This window comes from uncultured Clostridium sp. (assembly GCF_963515715.1).
GTDB lineage: Bacteria > Bacillota > Clostridia > Clostridiales > Clostridiaceae > Clostridium_AW.
On record NZ_CAUPZS010000019.1, the window covers coordinates 55,525 to 71,223 of the forward strand.

The 15,699-nt window shown below is 33.9% G+C and carries 18 protein-coding genes and 1 pseudogene; 10 read left to right on the plus strand and 9 right to left on the minus strand.

All coding sequences use genetic code 11. From position 1 onward, the window contains the following. Positions 1 to 2 precede the first annotated feature (2 nt). The gene (locus tag RYO54_RS13295; protein WP_315119626.1) at positions 3 to 260 is read left to right on the plus strand and encodes a hypothetical protein; all 258 of its coding nucleotides are present in this window, start codon (positions 3 to 5) and stop codon (positions 258 to 260) included. An 89-nt stretch (positions 261 to 349) separates the two neighbouring features. Here RYO54_RS13295 and RYO54_RS13300 read toward each other — a convergent pair whose 3' ends face one another. Beyond that, positions 350 to 1,246 carry an MBL fold metallo-hydrolase gene (locus RYO54_RS13300; RefSeq protein ID WP_315119628.1) on the minus strand — a complete coding sequence of 299 codons (897 nt, stop codon included), beginning with the start codon at positions 1,244 to 1,246 and terminating at the stop codon, positions 350 to 352. A 164-nt stretch (positions 1,247 to 1,410) separates the two neighbouring features. On the opposite strand from RYO54_RS13300, the gene RYO54_RS13305 reads away from it, so the two are divergent. The 3 genes from RYO54_RS13305 (at position 1,411) to RYO54_RS13315 (ending at position 4,054) form a co-directional block, all read left to right on the plus strand. Next, positions 1,411 to 1,680 (plus strand): ATP cone domain-containing protein, encoded by a 270-nt coding sequence (locus RYO54_RS13305; RefSeq protein ID WP_315119631.1) that lies wholly within the window; start codon positions 1,411 to 1,413, stop codon positions 1,678 to 1,680. 57 nt (positions 1,681 to 1,737) lie between these two features. Then, positions 1,738 to 3,129, plus strand: coding sequence for a dipeptidase PepV (gene pepV, locus RYO54_RS13310; RefSeq protein ID WP_315119634.1), 1,392 nt, complete (start codon positions 1,738 to 1,740; stop codon positions 3,127 to 3,129). 148 nt (positions 3,130 to 3,277) lie between these two features. After that, on the plus strand, positions 3,278 to 4,054 hold the full coding sequence (locus tag RYO54_RS13315; RefSeq protein ID WP_315119637.1) for a TSUP family transporter: 777 nt from the start codon (positions 3,278 to 3,280) through the stop codon (positions 4,052 to 4,054). A gap of 142 nt (positions 4,055 to 4,196) precedes the next feature. Here RYO54_RS13315 and RYO54_RS13320 read toward each other — a convergent pair whose 3' ends face one another. Continuing rightward, positions 4,197 to 6,014, minus strand: a complete 1,818-nt coding sequence (locus tag RYO54_RS13320) for an LTA synthase family protein (protein ID WP_315119639.1) — start codon at positions 6,012 to 6,014, stop codon at positions 4,197 to 4,199. A 230-nt stretch (positions 6,015 to 6,244) separates the two neighbouring features. Here RYO54_RS13320 and RYO54_RS13325 point away from each other — a divergent pair, with 230 nt between their 5' ends. Together RYO54_RS13325 and rlmD are read left to right on the plus strand one after the other, a co-directional pair. Continuing rightward, positions 6,245 to 6,625 (plus strand): hypothetical protein, encoded by a 381-nt coding sequence (locus tag RYO54_RS13325; protein WP_315119642.1) that lies wholly within the window; start codon positions 6,245 to 6,247, stop codon positions 6,623 to 6,625. 27 nt (positions 6,626 to 6,652) lie between these two features. Then, entirely contained in the window at positions 6,653 to 8,035 is a 1,383-nt protein-coding gene (rlmD, locus tag RYO54_RS13330; RefSeq protein ID WP_315119644.1) for a 23S rRNA (uracil(1939)-C(5))-methyltransferase RlmD, read from the plus strand. A 464-nt stretch (positions 8,036 to 8,499) separates the two neighbouring features. Here rlmD and RYO54_RS20210 read toward each other — a convergent pair whose 3' ends face one another. The 7 genes and pseudogenes from RYO54_RS20210 to RYO54_RS13365 all read right to left on the minus strand — a co-directional run bounded on the left by RYO54_RS20210 (position 8,500) and on the right by RYO54_RS13365 (position 13,374). Further along, positions 8,500 to 8,955 carry a recombinase zinc beta ribbon domain-containing protein gene (locus RYO54_RS20210; RefSeq protein WP_399549496.1) on the minus strand — a complete coding sequence of 152 codons (456 nt, stop codon included), beginning with the start codon at positions 8,953 to 8,955 and terminating at the stop codon, positions 8,500 to 8,502. Positions 8,956 to 8,976: 21 nt separating this feature from the next. Continuing rightward, positions 8,977 to 9,738, minus strand: a complete 762-nt coding sequence (locus RYO54_RS13340) for an ABC transporter permease (RefSeq protein ID WP_315119646.1) — start codon at positions 9,736 to 9,738, stop codon at positions 8,977 to 8,979. A 10-nt stretch (positions 9,739 to 9,748) separates the two neighbouring features. Further along, positions 9,749 to 10,486, minus strand: coding sequence for an ABC transporter permease (locus tag RYO54_RS13345; RefSeq protein ID WP_315119649.1), 738 nt, complete (start codon positions 10,484 to 10,486; stop codon positions 9,749 to 9,751). Then, a pseudogene (locus RYO54_RS13350) lies at positions 10,479 to 11,401 on the minus strand (ABC transporter ATP-binding protein). Before RYO54_RS13350 ends, RYO54_RS13345 begins: the two are co-directional and overlap by 8 nt. Positions 11,402 to 11,559: 158 nt before the next feature. Next, positions 11,560 to 12,483 (minus strand): HAMP domain-containing sensor histidine kinase, encoded by a 924-nt coding sequence (locus RYO54_RS13355; RefSeq protein WP_315119652.1) that lies wholly within the window; start codon positions 12,481 to 12,483, stop codon positions 11,560 to 11,562. Positions 12,484 to 12,485: 2 nt separating this feature from the next. Continuing rightward, on the minus strand, positions 12,486 to 13,193 hold the full coding sequence (locus RYO54_RS13360; RefSeq protein ID WP_315119654.1) for a response regulator transcription factor: 708 nt from the start codon (positions 13,191 to 13,193) through the stop codon (positions 12,486 to 12,488). Then, complete coding sequence (locus tag RYO54_RS13365) at positions 13,186 to 13,374, minus strand: helix-turn-helix domain-containing protein (RefSeq protein WP_315119656.1); 189 nt, start codon at positions 13,372 to 13,374, stop codon at positions 13,186 to 13,188. Before RYO54_RS13365 ends, RYO54_RS13360 begins: the two co-directional genes overlap by 8 nt. A 169-nt stretch (positions 13,375 to 13,543) precedes the next feature. On the opposite strand from RYO54_RS13365, the gene RYO54_RS13370 reads away from it, so the two are divergent. From RYO54_RS13370 to RYO54_RS13385, 4 genes are all read left to right on the plus strand, one after another. Further along, complete coding sequence (locus RYO54_RS13370; protein ID WP_315119659.1) at positions 13,544 to 13,897, plus strand: helix-turn-helix domain-containing protein; 354 nt, start codon at positions 13,544 to 13,546, stop codon at positions 13,895 to 13,897. Between the two features lie 332 nt (positions 13,898 to 14,229). After that, complete coding sequence (locus RYO54_RS13375) at positions 14,230 to 14,547, plus strand: hypothetical protein (protein WP_315119661.1); 318 nt, start codon at positions 14,230 to 14,232, stop codon at positions 14,545 to 14,547. Between the two features lie 64 nt (positions 14,548 to 14,611). Next, positions 14,612 to 15,325, plus strand: coding sequence for an AzlC family ABC transporter permease (locus RYO54_RS13380; RefSeq protein ID WP_315119663.1), 714 nt, complete (start codon positions 14,612 to 14,614; stop codon positions 15,323 to 15,325). Beyond that, entirely contained in the window at positions 15,325 to 15,654 is a 330-nt protein-coding gene (locus tag RYO54_RS13385; protein ID WP_315119664.1) for an AzlD domain-containing protein, read from the plus strand. Before RYO54_RS13380 ends, RYO54_RS13385 begins: the two co-directional genes overlap by 1 nt. Positions 15,655 to 15,699 lie beyond the last annotated feature (45 nt).

A 15,699-nucleotide genomic window follows, 5' to 3' on the forward strand; every position in this document is an offset into this window, starting at 1 on the left:
ATATGAAAAAATTCTGGGTTTTAACTTTAGGAGCGGTAGCAATAGCAGGAGTTTGGGGATATCTTTTAGATTTAAGGCATGGGAATGTATCGGGATTTATAGCAAAAATATTCCTTGTTTTTGCTTTCATGATTGGTCTTCAGCTTTCCATGAAAAGAGCACAAAAGAAAATGAATGATGATATAAGCAATAATAATGTAAGTAATAATAATAATGTAAACAAAACTTCTAAAGGGAAAAAGAAAAATAAAAGAAAATAAAATATTATAAAGAAACCCAATAAATGATTCTAAACATTTATTGGGTTTTATTTTTATTTTTAAAATTACAAAGAATAAAGAAGAATTTACTATGTTGTTTTATTATAAAAATATAATTTTCCATCCTCTATAGAACCTTCTATTTTTCCCTGATTATATAAATAATTAACAAGGGCAGATACAGAAGAAAAGTTTAAATGATATTGAGTGAATCCCATAGACAAATCGTTTAATATGGCTAAATTTTGAAGTATATCTTCTTTTGTCATTGGGCCATCTAAGAGATCTAATATCTGTTCCATAAAATAATTTATATTATTTAAATTATGTTGTACTAAATCTTTAATTTGATCTTTAAGAACCATTTCATTGCTATGAGCCAATATGAAATAGTCGCAATCTATATCATCGATAATTTTTAAGGTATTTATACTTTCTTCAATGTCATAAAGGTATGGCAATGAGTATTTGTCTATAATTTCATCACTAAACAGAGCATCTCCTAAGAAACATACTTTTTCAGGGGTAATAAATCCAATATGTTCTTGAGAATGTCCTTTTAAAGATAATGTTTCAAACTTTTCATCATTTATTTTATTTATTCCAGAATCTAATATAAAATCCACATCACATTTTTTAGTAATCCTTTTTAATCCTTTTATAGGTATAGAGTTGGATAAAATACAAGGGTATAGCTCAGGATTTTCCATGAATATTTTTTCTTTAGCTGAAGTAAAGATTAAAGAACCTGGATAGTTCTCCTTAAAATAAAAATTTCCACCACAATGATCCACATGACTGTGAGTATTAATTATATATTTGGGATGAAGGTTATTTTGTATTAACACTTCATCAATTTTTCGTGCTTGAGAATTATTAATTCCTGTATCTACTAATAAACAATTTTTATTTTTAAAAACATAAACTCCAATATTTGTAGGTGCATTTATGTAATATGTATTTCCTTTAATTTTAATTAAGTCCATTTTGTCACATCCTAAAAAATAATTTATTTAATAAGTATAGCATCTTTTTACGTGATTAATAAAGTTATTTAAGCATACAATATATAAGAAACTTTTATAAAAAATTTATACTATTTTATGATATAATATTATAGATAAGATTCCATTTAAACGGGGGTATGATTATGAAAGTAATAAAAAGAGATAGAAGAACTCAAGATTTTGATATTGATAAAATAAAAATTACTTTAATAAGGGCGGCAGAAGAAGCTAAAACACCATTTAATGAATCAGACATTGATATGATATCAAAAGTAATAAAAAAGACAATTATGAATGATTTCAATGGTGTAATTAGATCAAAGGAAATTAGATGCATAGTATTAGAAGAATTAAGGAAGTTAGGTTTTGATAATGTAGCTGATTTATATGACAATTACATTAAACATAATTAAAGCACATTATGATTTGATAGTCAATTCTCCTAAAATAAATGGCTGGAGGTATATATTATGAGGTTAAGTATGAAAATAAATGACTTACGAGATAATATAATAAAATCTACACAAGAAATATTAAGAATTAAAAGTATAGAAGATGAGAGTAAAGAAGGAATGCCTTTTGGAGAAGGTGTTTCAAAAGCCTTAGAGTATGCTTTGAACCTATCTAAAGAAATGGGATTTAAAACTAAAAATTTAGATGGTTACATAGGATATGCAGAATACGGAGAAGGTGAAGATTATATCGCTGTTTTAGGGCATTTAGATGTGGTGCCAGAAGGGGATGGTTGGAAACATCCACCTTATGGTGCAGAAATACATGAGGGAAAGATATATGCAAGAGGGGCATTGGATGATAAAGGGCCCATTATAGCAGCTTTATATGGATTAAAGGCAATTAAGGATATTGGCTTACCGCTATCTAAGAGGGTAAGGATAATATTTGGAACAAATGAAGAAACTGGTTGTGGCGAGATGGAATATTACTTAAAGCATGAAAAACCTCCAGTAGCAGGCTTTACACCAGACGCTATGTATCCTTTAATATTTGCAGAAAAAGGAATATTATCTTTTAATTTATCAAAGGAAATTAAGGTACTAGAAACAAAAGATTTTTCTATAAAGTATATCAAAGGTGGACAAAGAGTAAATATGGTCCCAGACTATTGTGAAGTTGGAATATGGGCAATGGAAAAGGATATAATTATAAAAGCACTGGATAAATTTAAACAAAGCTATGATTATAATTTAACTGCTCATATAAAAAGTGATATGTTAGTTATAAAATCCATTGGGGTATCTGCACATGGTAGTACTCCAGAAATAGGGGTTAATGCTATAATGCAAATGTTTAGTTTTTTAGAGACACTTCCTATTTATAGGACTGATATATTCGATTTTATAAGGCTTATGAATAATAAAGTTGGATCTGAAACTAATGGGAAATCCTTAGGAATAAATCTGAAAGATGAGGATTCTGGAGAGTTAAGCTTTAATGTAGGAACTGTAGAAATAAAGGATGAAAAATTAGTTATAGGAATTAATGTAAGATATCCTGTGTCCTTTAAAAAGGAAGATGTTTTAGAACCTATAGAAAAAGTTTTAAAGGATAGGAAAATAGAGATTGAAGATATAAGTCATCAAAAGCCACTTTATTTCCCGAAAGATCATCCACTTATAAAAACCTTATTAAGGGTTTACAGTGAACAAACTGGAGATCATAGAGAGCCTATAGCAATAGGTGGAGGAACTTATGCTAAGGAAATGCCAAATATAGTAGCTTTTGGACCTATATTTCCCGGGAAACCGGATTTAGATCATCAAGCTAATGAATATATTGAGATTGAAGATTTAATTAGTAATACAAAAATCTATGCACATTCTATATATGAATTGGCGAAATAAGTATATTATTGGAAAGAATGGGATGATATTTCCATTCTTTTTTATTTTGGTTAAAATTTAGTGAGAAAAATTCTTTTTAATATATAAATTAGCTAATTATGGTGATATAATTGAATTGTCAGATAATATTTTCAGAGGAGGGGTTCTGGTGCTGGCAAATGTTCATATAGCCTATAAAATAATTTTCTTATGTGCAGCAGGATTTTTGTCTGCTTTTGTTGACTCAATAGCAGGAGGAGGCGGTCTCATAAGTGTACCTGCCTATTTTTTAGTTGGTTTTCCACCACATTTCACATTGGGGACAAATAAGTTTTCAGCCAGCTGTGGTTCTGTAGTAAGTACAGCAAAATTTGCCCAATCTGGTAAGGTGGACAAAGCTGTACTAAAAGTATTGCTTCCATTTACTTTACTTGGAGCAGCTACTGGAGTTTATACAGTACTTTTACTTGATTCAAATTTATTAAAACCTATTGTATTAGCTTTGCTTTTGGGTGTAGGTATTTATAGTTTTTTTTCTAAGACTGTAGGTATGGAAGATAACTTTGAAGGAACTACTAGAAAGACTTTAATAATCGGTAGTGTTTTTGCTTTTGCCATGGGATTTTATGATGGTTTTTTTGGTCCAGGCGTAGGATCATTTTTAATTTTCGGACTTATAAAAATATATGGTTTTGATTTTGTTAGGGCAAGTGGAAATGCAAAAGCTATGAATTTAATGAGTAATGTTACATCCCTAGTGTTATTTGCAATCAAAGGAAAAATATATTACCTTATGGGAATACCAATGGCAATATTTATGACTATTGGCGCTCGAGTAGGGACAAAGCTAGCATTAAAAGAGGGGGCAAAATTTATAAAGCCTATTTTTGTCACTATGTCACTAGCAGTAGCTGGAAAAATGCTTTACGAAATGGTATTAAAATAAATTCTTTAATTGACAATTGATATTTGATAATTGACAATTATGGATAAAATTTTAGCATGCTAAAATTCGTGAAAATATATTAGGGATTCTGCTTAAGCAGAATCCCTTCTCCAATTCTCCATTATGAACTCTCAATTTTCAACTATTTAAGAAGATTGTATTTCAAAATCAAATCAGAATATTCTAATTGATTGATAACACTTTCTTTAAAGTTAGTTAGCTTATCATTTTCGGAAATTTTATTTCCAGTATTCATATCATAGAAGGAGTTATCTGAGGATAAATAAAAAACTTTACCATCTGTAAAGGAACCATTTCTAAAGATAACTTTACCTTCTTTTGAGTTAAATAAATCTTTTCCCATCATATTTTCAACTGGTAGGTTAAAAATATTAGCTAAAGTAGGATAAAGATCTACTTGTCCACCATATAATTCATAAAGTCCTTTGTGCTGATCTTCTGGAAAATGTATCATTAATGGAACTTTATTTAGCTCCATCCATTCCAGCTCTGTAAAATCATTAAGGCCTAAAAATTTAGCGAGTTCTCCTTTGTTTTCTTTTGGTATAGCATAGTGATCTCCATAAAGCACTAAGATAGAGTTATCTAAGGCGCCTTTTTTCTCTAACTCTTCTATAAACATTCCAAGTTGCTTATCTGTATAGTGAATAGATTTTAAATAATTTCCAAGAAGAGTTCCTTCGAATTCTCCAACAGGGAAATCGCCGTATTTTTCCGTGTCATCATAAGGAAAATGACTAGTCAATGTAACTAAAAAGGAATAGTAAGGTTCCTTTAAGTTGTCCATTTTTTCAAGACTCTGTTTAAAAAAGGATTCATCACTTAATCCTAGACCGATTGACTCGTCGACGTTATAGTCTTTTTCTCCATGAAACTCTTGAAAGCCGTATTTAGGAAACATTATATTCCTATTCCAAAAATTATCTCTAAAACCATGAAAGGCACTTGTGTTATAACCTTTCTTTGCTAAGGCTTCTGGTAATGCATTAAACTGGTTGTTAGTATATAAATAGGTAACAGAACCTGATGGAGTAGGATATAGGGAGTTATTTGATATAAACTCTGCATCAGAAGTTCCGCCAGAAGCAGTTTGATAGAAATAATTATTAAAATAAGCACTCCTTTTCATAAGCTTATTTAGGTTAGGGGTAATTTCCTCTCCAAGTATGGTTTTATCTATAGGAAAACCTTGCAATGCTTCTACTTGAATCATAATAAGATTTTTGCCTTCCCCTACTCCTTTTAAATTTTCAGAGGAGTTTTCAGAGTTACTAATTAAAAAACTATTCAACTCTTCTTTAGTTTCTTTAGAAAGAGGAATTTTTTTACTAATGGAATTAAGGGCTAAGTTATAACCGTCTAGAAGATGATAGTTTACCACCCCAAGCTTTTTAGCTACATAAACTTTGTTGTACATAGTACTTAAGAGTCTAGGTTGTTCTTTAGATAAATCATATATCTTAATTGCACTTGCTGTAGTTCCAATTAGCAATAAAGAAATAGAAATTATCGCTCTAGTTTTAAAATTTACAGCTTGTGATTTATGACCTTTGTACAATTTATGAATTATTAAAAATACGAAAATATCTATAAAGTAAAGAAAATCTGTAGCTTTAAGTAAATTCCCAACACTGCTCTTTACAGCACCTAATTGAAAGCCATTTAACATAACGGGCAAGGATATGATATCTTTAAAATATCTAAAATAGTTTAAATCACCTATTATAAATAGGGTAATAATTATATTAAATATGGTGTAAATCTTAAATCTTTTATCTTTATTAAATAAAAATCCAATACCAGCAAATAATAGAACAGAGGATAGTACTGGAATAAAAATAGACCTATATGTGAAGTAGCCTTTTTCTATTTCTCTACCAAAAAGTAATAACTTTATGGTTACAGTAAATACAAACGAGATTAAATCTAATCCTGGCATTACAAACCTCCTCAAATAAATTGCATCAAGTAATATTATATTTTATAAATATTACTTATAAGAAAACAAATTGTAAATAAAATACAAACAAAACTATAAGATTTTGGCACGGTTAATATTTTATAGTTTATTCACAAATTAGTCAACGGTTCAGTATTTACTTTACAATCATACTGTAGGATAATAGTATTTGTATCAAAATTACGGAAAAAGAGATTGGAGGGTTATATATGACAGAAGAAAATAAGGTTTTAGAAAATGAAGTGGAAGAATCAAAAGAAACAATGGTTGTAGATGAAAATAAAGAAAATGCTATAGAAAAAGAGGAAAAAATAGATTTAGATGATTACGTTGAAGAAGCATCAACGGAGTCAGAAACAGCAGAAGTAAAAGCAGAAGTGAAAAAGGAAAATAGCATTTTTATAGATAACTTAACAAAGGTTGCAATAATGCTTTCTATTTCTTTAGCAGCATATTTAATTTTAGACATGGTTATCTTAAGAATATTAGGATATAAATTTGCAAGAGCCTATATAGGTACAGGAATTTTATTTACATATATATTAGTAACAATTATATATCCAGTATTTAAAAAAGATAAAGAACGTTAAAACTTTAGAGGTGAGGATGAAGCTAAGATGAGGAAAGGTAAGGAATACGAAATAAATATAACATCTACAGAATTTCCATCCACAGGAATTGGAGAGTATGAAGGATTAAAAATATATATAAAAAATGCACTGCCAGGTCAAAAGGTATTAGCTAAAATATCTAAAAAAAGAAGAGACTATGCAGAAGGAAAAATAACAAAGGTTTTAGAAGAAGTGGACTATAAAATTAAATCCAAATGTTCTATCTTTGGAGAATGTGGTGGATGTGCTCACCAAGATGTTCCCTACGATAAGCAATTGAAACTTAAAGAAGAGCAGGTTTTAAAGCTTTTCGAAGGTGGAGATATAAAGGGATTTGAATATTTAGGAATAGAAGGAAGTCCAGAAGAATTTGAATATAGAAATAAAATGGAATTTTCCTTTGGTGACATGGAAAAAGGGGGAGAGTTAACCCTTGGTATGCATGCAAAGGGCAAAAGCTTTGGAATAATCACAGCAAATGACTGCCAAATTGTAGATGAAGATTTTAGAAAAGCTTTAAATACTACTTTAGATTATTTTAGAGAAAAGAAATTGACTTATTATAGAATAATGAGTAGAGAAGGTTATTTAAGAAACTTAGTGATTAGAAAAGCTGCTAATACAGGAGAAGTTTTAATTAACTTAGTAACCACTTCTCAAATGGATTTTGATTTAGACGAGTGGGTAAGCTTAATTAAGGAAATTAACTATAAAGGAAAATTAGTAGGTATAATACATACAATAAATGATTCTTTTTCCGATGTAGTTCAAGGAGATAAGGTAGAAATACTCTATGGTAGAGATTATATAATAGAAGAGTTATTAGGTTTAAAATTTAAAATAACACCATTTTCCTTTTTCCAAACCAACTCAAAGGGAGCGGAAAAACTTTATACCATAGTAAGGGAATTCTTAGGTGAATCAAAGGATAAAGTTGTATTTGACTTGTATTGTGGAACAGGCACCATAGGTCAAATAGTAGCTCCAGAGGCAAAAAAGGTTATTGGAGTTGAACTTATAGAGGAAGCAGTAGAGTCAGCAAACGAAAATGCAAAACTTAATGGACTTAATAACTGTGAGTTTATAGCAGGAGATGTGGCAAAGGTTATTGGAAATGTAACTGAAAAACCAGATTTAATAATACTAGACCCACCAAGACCAGGGGTGCATCCAGTAGCATTAGATTATGTAATTAAATTCGATGCTCCACAAATAGTATATGTATCCTGTAACCCTAAAACTTTAGTAACTGATCTTAAAGTTTTAATCGAAGCAGGATATAAGGTGGAGAAGGTTAAGATTAAGGATATGTTCCCGCATACGCCGCATGTGGAGACGTGCGTGCTTTTGTCCCACAAAAACCCACAAACATCTCCACCGTCTTTATAAACAGGAAAATTGAATAAAATTGACTTGAGGGGCAATTCAGCCTCGTCACATGGAAAAATCTCTATTTCTTTGATTAGCGAAGAAATTAGAGATTTTTTCTCTTCATCGCTGATTTTATCAAAGACCTTATCAAAGTTTGCTAATAGGGTATAGATATTTTCTAAGGTGATGGCATCCTGCTCCACAGCTTTACGTCGTAGCTTTACGTCCTCAATTTTTTCTTCAAGCTCTACGATGATGTCATATAGACCATCAAGCCGGAGCGTCATATCGTGAAGTTTGCGTTCTCGAAAACGGGTATCCTCCGGCAAACTGTCAATTTCATTTTCAAGGCGAGTTTTATTGAGTTCGACTTCTCGCAGCTTGGTTTCATAGTTTTTGAGTTCTCTGTTTAAGGTAGAAGTATCAATTTCTTTTCCAATACGTGATTTTACTTCGGTTGCAAAATCTTGATTTTTAATCAGCTATCTGATTGCTTCAATGTCGGTCTTTTTGAGCATAGCTTTATAATCACAGCTTTTTCCTCTTGCTGTCCGAGCCTTGCTACACACATAATAGTAAATCTCTTTATATGTACCGTCTTTGTTTGTCCAGGCGTGTTTATTGGTATACATCGGCCCACCACATTTAGGACATTTTAAGATGCCGCTTAACAAATGTACCCTGTCCCGACCAATTTTAGATGGAGATTTCACACCTGTTATTTCTCGTTTTTCATGTTCCTGGTTCCATAGTTCCTCACTTATGATAGCCTCGTGCTGACCGTCTGCAAGAATGTATTCATCTTGGTATACTTGGCGGTATTCATTTTTAGTGCCTTTGACCTTTTCTTTTGTTCGTCTGCCAAAAGCGATTTTTCCTGAGTACACAGGGTTGTCAATTATCATTCTGACGAAATGCGTACTCCATATTATCCACAAATAGCTTGCAACTTCAATTTTTTAACTATGGTTTAGCCCTTTCAATATAAAAACAGAAAGACAGCCGTACAGCAATAAGATTATTACACTTCCCATTATGTTTCCTGCAGTGGTTATATAGTAACCGGAAAGGTTAAATACAGCCGTAATGGGATAAAAATGTTTTAAGACACTTGACATACCCACAAATAGTCCTGCAACAGAATAAATTTCCGTGAATACCAACGCAAGCCAATACTTTTTTATGCGAGATATCAAAGCGATAATAGGAGAGATTGCAAGGAATACACCTACGCCGTCCAGAAAATACTCCTTTAGAGAACCTAAAACCAATTCTGCCGATAAATCGGAAAAATGTAAAACTGCCTCAGTTAAAAATGTTATGGAAAAGAGCAGTAAATAAAGGAGTATGCTTATCGCAAAAGTAACAATCATTTTTGCAGCAGTTAATTTCGCTTCATTTATGGGAATAAGGCGTAGGGATTTGATAGTATCCTCATCCTCTTCACGACAAATCATATAACTTCCCAAAAGGGCAATGACCGCAGGAAGAACAAAAAAGATTGACCATGGTTGAGCCTCATCCATATACCAGCCTGCATTGTCTATATACCGTGAACCATCATTGACACTCTTTAAGCCATACTGTACATCAGGGCCATGATATACATCCTGTCCACCTGCAAAAACAATGGCCGCTATCATAACCGTAGCAAAAACTGTAATCCAAACAATCTTTGAACGGCGAAGTTTTTGACATTCCACCCAAAGTAATTTCCACATTACCTACACCTCACCTTCTTCTTCCCAATGCAATATTTGCAAGTAATGCTGCAATAATATCCCAAGCACAAATACAAAGAAATGCAAAAAGGATGTTAATTTCCTGTGTAAATACAAGACCCGGAATATCTTTATTTCGCATGACGATAACTGCCATGCTGGATAACGGGTGTAAATACATATTTACCGTCATTAAGATAAAACCGGAAAAGGCATACACCAATGTGATACAAGCCGGAAGAATATATCCTTTTTGCGCCGCAGCGATTGCTAAAATCGGCAGCATTACAAACGCAGTAAGAGCGCCAATCTCCAAGCATTTTTCCAGCAAATATAAAACGCTTCCCCATTCAAATACGACATATCCGGGAACTACACTGAATACAACGGAAGCGACGGCTGTAATCAGCATGAAACAAATGGAGTAAATCAAAACCACAAAAAATTTACTGAATAAGTATCCCATTTTGCTGACAGGCACAATCCAAAGCTGTTTGAGCATATCATACTGATTTTCTTCACGCATAAGCATGGTGCAAAGCATTCCCAAAACAACAGGCAAGATAATAAAAACCGTATAGCCGAATGCGGACCATTTATAGAACTGTATCGGTTCAACACCTGTTTCCTCAAAATAATTGAAGTATAATAGTGCGAAAAACGGCATAAAGAGGGCGGCTGACAACATGAGCCAGATAAACTTTCTGCGACGCAGTTTTAAAAATTCTGTTTGAATTAGTTTAAGCAATGCCTTCTCCTCCTGTGATTTTTTTGAAATAGTCCTCCAAAGTATCATTGCAAAGCTGAGAGCCTGCAACTGCAACATCCTGCATCATTAACGCCTTGTTGACTGCAGCCATATCAAGTGATGTATCATAGAGTCGCAGAATATGGTCGTCTTGCACAGAGTAGTCTTTGACCTTGAATTGCTGCTCCAAAATTAAAGAAGCTTTTGACACATCGGAAACTTGCAGCAGGATATATTTGCCGTTTTTCTTTTCCAGTTCACTCATGCTACTTTCTTCCAAAAGAACGCCGTGGTCGATAATTCCAATATCATCAGCCAATAACGAGATTTCCGAAAGAATATGACTGGAAATAAGAATTGTCTTTCCACGCTCAACGCTCAAATTCTTGATAAACTCCCGCATTTCCGCAATGCCAATTGGGTCAAGACCGTTGGTCGGCTCGTCTAAAATCAACAGTTCCGGGTCATGCAAAATAGCGTTTGCAATACCAAGCCGCTGCTTCATGCCGAGAGAATACTTGCTGAACAATTTTTTATCCTTATAAGGCAAGCCGACAACTTCCAAAGCGTTTTAACAGCATTGGGGGCGGCTGTACCACGCAACTTTGCAAAAATTTCCAAGTTCTCTGTTCCTGTCAAATTTGGATAAAACCCAGGTGTTTCGATAATAGCACCGATACGGGGATATACTCGTTTTTCACGACCTTTGATGTTCTTACCGAACACATCCACCTCGCCGGAAGTGATAGTGGTCAATCCCAAAATCATTTTCATAATGGTGGTTTTTCCGGCTCCGTTGCGTCCGAGCAAGCCGTAAATGCGACCTTTCCCCACATGAAGATCTACCGAACTGACAGCGGTTTGTTCTCCATAAATTTTTGTCAGTTGTTTGGTTTCAATCAAAAAATCATTCATATTGAATTTCCTCACTTTCAATAGATTTGCTTTCGTAATGCGATAACCGATATAACGGCAGAAGCACTTACAATTAAAAGTATAAAGCATGAACCTTGCCAAAACCTTGCCGTAATCTTGCTTTTATCTTGTTTTTACAGCAAGAAAGCCCTGTGCTGTCACAGGGCTTTCGGCAATAAAACCGTAAATGTAGTTCCAGAGCCGAGAGAGCTAACCACTTCAATCGTTCCTTTGTTGGCGCTGACAAGCTCTTTGGCAATAGAAAGTCCAAGCCCATTTCCTTTGGCAGACCGAGAATGGTCGCACTGATACATTCGCTCAAAGATATGAGGAAGGTCGTCGGGGGAAATTCCTTTACCGTTGTCTGTTACCATGATTTTTGCCTGCTGTGTATCCTCGGTAATGCGCAGAATCACTTGTTTCGCCTCGCTGTGAGTCATAATATTTTGCATCAGATTATTGAGAATACGGGTATATGCGTTGAGGTCAATCCGAACAGAACACTCTGTTTCGGGTATATCAATGTCATAATTCAAACCTGCATTTTCTAAAATGGGAATCCACTCTGCGATAATGTATCTGGATAATTCGTTGATGTCAAAAAGCTCAAAGTGAAAAATCTGTTCCCCTGCATCTAGCTTTACCCATTCAAACAGAACTGTGACGAAATCTTTTAGGCGATGTGCTTTATCGGAAGCAACATGAACATATTCGTCTTTTTCCTGCCCTGTTACTAATCCATTTTCGATTGCTTCCAGATAGCCGACAAGTGAGGTCAACGGGGTCTTTACATCATGGGAAAGGCTTGTCATTAAGCGTTTATACGCCTGCTCTGCCTGCCTTTGCTGAACAAGTCGGCATTGGCTGCTGATTGCAATTTCGTTGATGTCATAGCAAATCTGTCTTGTCATATCATTTTCCTGCGCCAAAACACGGCGGTTGAGATTGCCGCTTTTCAAATCCTCCAAAGCGTCTTTGATAAAAGAGAGCTGTTCTCGGACACGATGCAGCTTCAAAACAAGATACAGGATAAGCAACATAGCAATACTAAATCCCAAAAGAAGATAACCGTTTATATTCATGTTCACGCCTCCTTATTGAAACGATAGCCTACACCTCGGATGGTTAAAATATAAAATGGACGGTCTGGGTCTGGTTCAATCTTTTTCCGCAATTTACTGATGAAAGACATAATGTTACTATCGTCAAAAGCATATTCTTCTTCCCAAACTTGCGTATAAATCTGTTTTTTGGTAAATACACGCCCTTTATTTGTTGCCAGAAAGAAAAGCAGGTCAAATTCCTTTCCTGTAAGCTCTACAACAGTATCATTTATAATAACAATGCGGTTTGCTTTGTCAATAACCATTCCTTTCAGCGGGATACACTCCAAATCTGTTTCAGTCATGGGATTTAAGGTGGTATAACGTCGAATAAGGGAGTTGACACGAGCCATCAGCTCATTAATGCTGAACGGTTTTGTTAAATAATCATCTGCACCAAGCCGAAGCCCAGAAACTTTATCTCCCTCGTCGCTTTTAGCGGTGAGCATAAGCACCGGGATATTACTTGCTTCCCTAATTTTTTTCAAAACTTGAAAACCATCTATATCCGGCATCATTACATCCAAAATTACAAGAGAAAGAGAGCTTCTATTTTTGTTTTCGTCAGCCAGACGCAGCCCCTCCACACCGCCATGTGCAATAATAGCAGATAAATTCTCTTGTTCTACACATTTTTTCATAAGAGCGCAAAGCTCTTTGTCGTCGTCTATAATCAAAACATTATTCATGTTGCAGCTCCTTTCCTCTCTTTGTCCTGCCGTCAACAGGTTTTTCTGCATCTTTGGGTATCATCCATGCCCGACCGAATTTTAAAGTACCATCAATGCGGTTTTCTTCGCACAATTTTTGTATACGTCGTTCCGAAATGCCCCATTTTTCAGAAGCAGTTTTCACAGAAATATAATTCATGTTATTCCTCATCCTTTCACTCGAACATGATATATCTATTATATACGGAATGACGAATAATAGCGAATTTTTCTCGTGCTAACACGAAACTAAACTGTACCGTTGATAAAACTACATTTCGTTCAAATATCGCTACCCGAAATGTATAATGATAAGGGGTGATATTAAAATGTACCAAGACGAAAGAAATCTTGATTTTCGTCCCATTGGCAAGGCGATAAAATCGGCGAGAGAAGCAAAGGGGTGGACACAGGAGCAACTGGCACAGCTTGTTGACCGTTCTCCACGAAATGTAATGTACATAGAGAACAGAGGACAACACCCAAGGCTGAATACATTTTATCAACTCATGACCTTGCTTGATATTTCCGTTGACCAATTTTTCTATCCGAATACTGAGGATAGCAAGAGTGATTTGCGTAGTCAGATTGACTTTGCACTTAACTTACTTAGCGATAAAGAATTGACGGTTATACAAGGGGCGATAGATTTTCCACTAATCTTCCACCTAGGTGCAAAATAACATAAAATATTTTAAAATATAAAATAATATAATTTGATAAATTTGTTTATTGTTTTAGTTCGTAACATAGATATAGATAACAAGTAGAGTGCGTCATACTTTACTGCTAAATATATATTATCTATATACCCCAGAATTCAATACTGATATCTTGGTATTCATCTATACTAATAACAAATTGCTCGAACAGCCTCTATAAGTAAAGCAGCACAAAATCTTTATACTTCACAACCTAATTTGAGTCTTTCTATTTGAAAGCCTGTTTATCAGCAGTTTTTGTAGTTAGAGGAAATTTGCAAACATGTGGTTTATGAGAATAGAAAAGTTTTTCAGTGTCTACATTTACATTAAAGTTTGTTTACAATGTTTTTGTTGATCTATATCAAAAGCATCGTAAAGAAAACATATATTTTTCTCATAATGAAAAAACTAAAAACCAGGTTATTGTAAGTACACCGAATCCATATTTTTATAAAGATATTGATAGTATTGATCTTGAAGAACTTTCTGCATATCCATTCATTGCATCATACGGGAATATTTTTTATAGCTCATCCAATGAAATGTCCACTGTTGGAAGTATTGGTAAGTTAGCACGTACTAGTAAGATCTATGTTAAAATATTTCAAAAAACTTCAACTCTTGTCTAAAAAGGGAATAAATGATAAACTATGAACGACAATTATTTTTATGCGTGCAAAGGAGTTATTATGAATGGAACAGACTAAATCTATGAATAGCTACTCCAAGGGTTTCAAAGACGGAATGCCTATAGCTCTAGGATATTTACCTGTATCCTTTACCTTTGGCATGATGGCGGTAAATATGAAACTTCCTATTTGGGTAGCTGTGTTTATTTCAATGACAAATCTTACTTCAGCAGGGCAGTTTGCAGGAATTGGATTGATTTTTACTGGTGCACCCTATGTAGAAATGGCGCTGACACAACTAGTAATCAACATGAGATATGCTCTAATGTCTTTATCTCTTTCTCAAAAGGCAGACAAGTCTATGAATGTGTTTCATAGATTATTGATTTCTTTTGGAATTACCGATGAAGTTTTTGCTGTAGCAAGTGGACAACCCTCTGAAGTTGGAAGGCGTTATATGTACGGCTTGATAACTGCTCCATACTTTGGATGGACTTTAGGTACGTTGATTGGTGCAGCGGCTAGTAGCATTTTGCCAGAAGCTATGCGTTCTGCTTTAAGCATTGCAATATATGGAATGTTTATTGCAATTATTATTCCTCCAGCAAAGCGTTATCGTCCTATACTAAAAGTAATAATGATATCTGTAATTATCAGCTGTATTTTGAGATTTACTCCCGTATTAAATAAGCTTTCAGGCGGTTTTATAATTATTATATGTACCGTTGTGGCATCAGCTTTAGGAGCTAAATTATTTCCTATTAGGGAGGCGGATTAATGAGTACTTATAGAATTTTAATATATATTTTCGTAATGTCAGGGGTTACATATCTTATTAGAATGCTTCCTATGGCTATATTTAAAAAAAAGATAGAAAGTCCTTTTATAAAGTCCTTTTTGTTTTACGTTCCTTATGCGGTACTTGGTGCAATGACCTTGCCAGAGGTTTTAAACTCAACAGCCTCTATATGGTCTGCACTTATAGGAGTGCTTGTTGCAATTTTTTTAGCTTTTAAAGAAAAGGGCTTACTTATAGTTGCGTTGTCTGCTTGTGCTACAGTCTACATAATGGAATGGATATTAAGGGCTACCAATTTATTGGCTTAATTAAAAAAGTAAATGCGTTAGTATAAAGAATAAATAATCTTTAAC

Excerpts from the sequence above, each read along its gene's own strand:
- RYO54_RS13295 (WP_315119626.1), top strand. The coding sequence starts at position 3 with ATGAAAAAATTCTGGGTTTTAACTTTAGGAGCGGTAGCAATAGCAGGA.
- RYO54_RS13300 (WP_315119628.1), bottom strand. The coding sequence starts at position 1,246 with ATGGACTTAATTAAAATTAAAGGAAATACATATTACATAAATGCACCT.
- RYO54_RS13305 (WP_315119631.1), top strand. The coding sequence starts at position 1,411 with ATGAAAGTAATAAAAAGAGATAGAAGAACTCAAGATTTTGATATTGAT.
- pepV (WP_315119634.1), top strand. The coding sequence starts at position 1,738 with ATGAGGTTAAGTATGAAAATAAATGACTTACGAGATAATATAATAAAA.
- RYO54_RS13320 (WP_315119639.1), bottom strand. The coding sequence starts at position 6,014 with ATGCCAGGATTAGATTTAATCTCGTTTGTATTTACTGTAACCATAAAG.
- RYO54_RS13325 (WP_315119642.1), top strand. The coding sequence starts at position 6,245 with ATGACAGAAGAAAATAAGGTTTTAGAAAATGAAGTGGAAGAATCAAAA.
- rlmD (WP_315119644.1), top strand. The coding sequence starts at position 6,653 with ATGAGGAAAGGTAAGGAATACGAAATAAATATAACATCTACAGAATTT.
- RYO54_RS13340 (WP_315119646.1), bottom strand. The coding sequence starts at position 9,738 with ATGTGGAAATTACTTTGGGTGGAATGTCAAAAACTTCGCCGTTCAAAG.
- RYO54_RS13355 (WP_315119652.1), bottom strand. The coding sequence starts at position 12,483 with ATGAATATAAACGGTTATCTTCTTTTGGGATTTAGTATTGCTATGTTG.
- RYO54_RS13360 (WP_315119654.1), bottom strand. The coding sequence starts at position 13,193 with ATGAATAATGTTTTGATTATAGACGACGACAAAGAGCTTTGCGCTCTT.
- RYO54_RS13365 (WP_315119656.1), bottom strand. The coding sequence starts at position 13,374 with ATGAATTATATTTCTGTGAAAACTGCTTCTGAAAAATGGGGCATTTCG.
- RYO54_RS13370 (WP_315119659.1), top strand. The coding sequence starts at position 13,544 with ATGTACCAAGACGAAAGAAATCTTGATTTTCGTCCCATTGGCAAGGCG.
- RYO54_RS13380 (WP_315119663.1), top strand. The coding sequence starts at position 14,612 with ATGGAACAGACTAAATCTATGAATAGCTACTCCAAGGGTTTCAAAGAC.
- RYO54_RS13385 (WP_315119664.1), top strand. The coding sequence starts at position 15,325 with ATGAGTACTTATAGAATTTTAATATATATTTTCGTAATGTCAGGGGTT.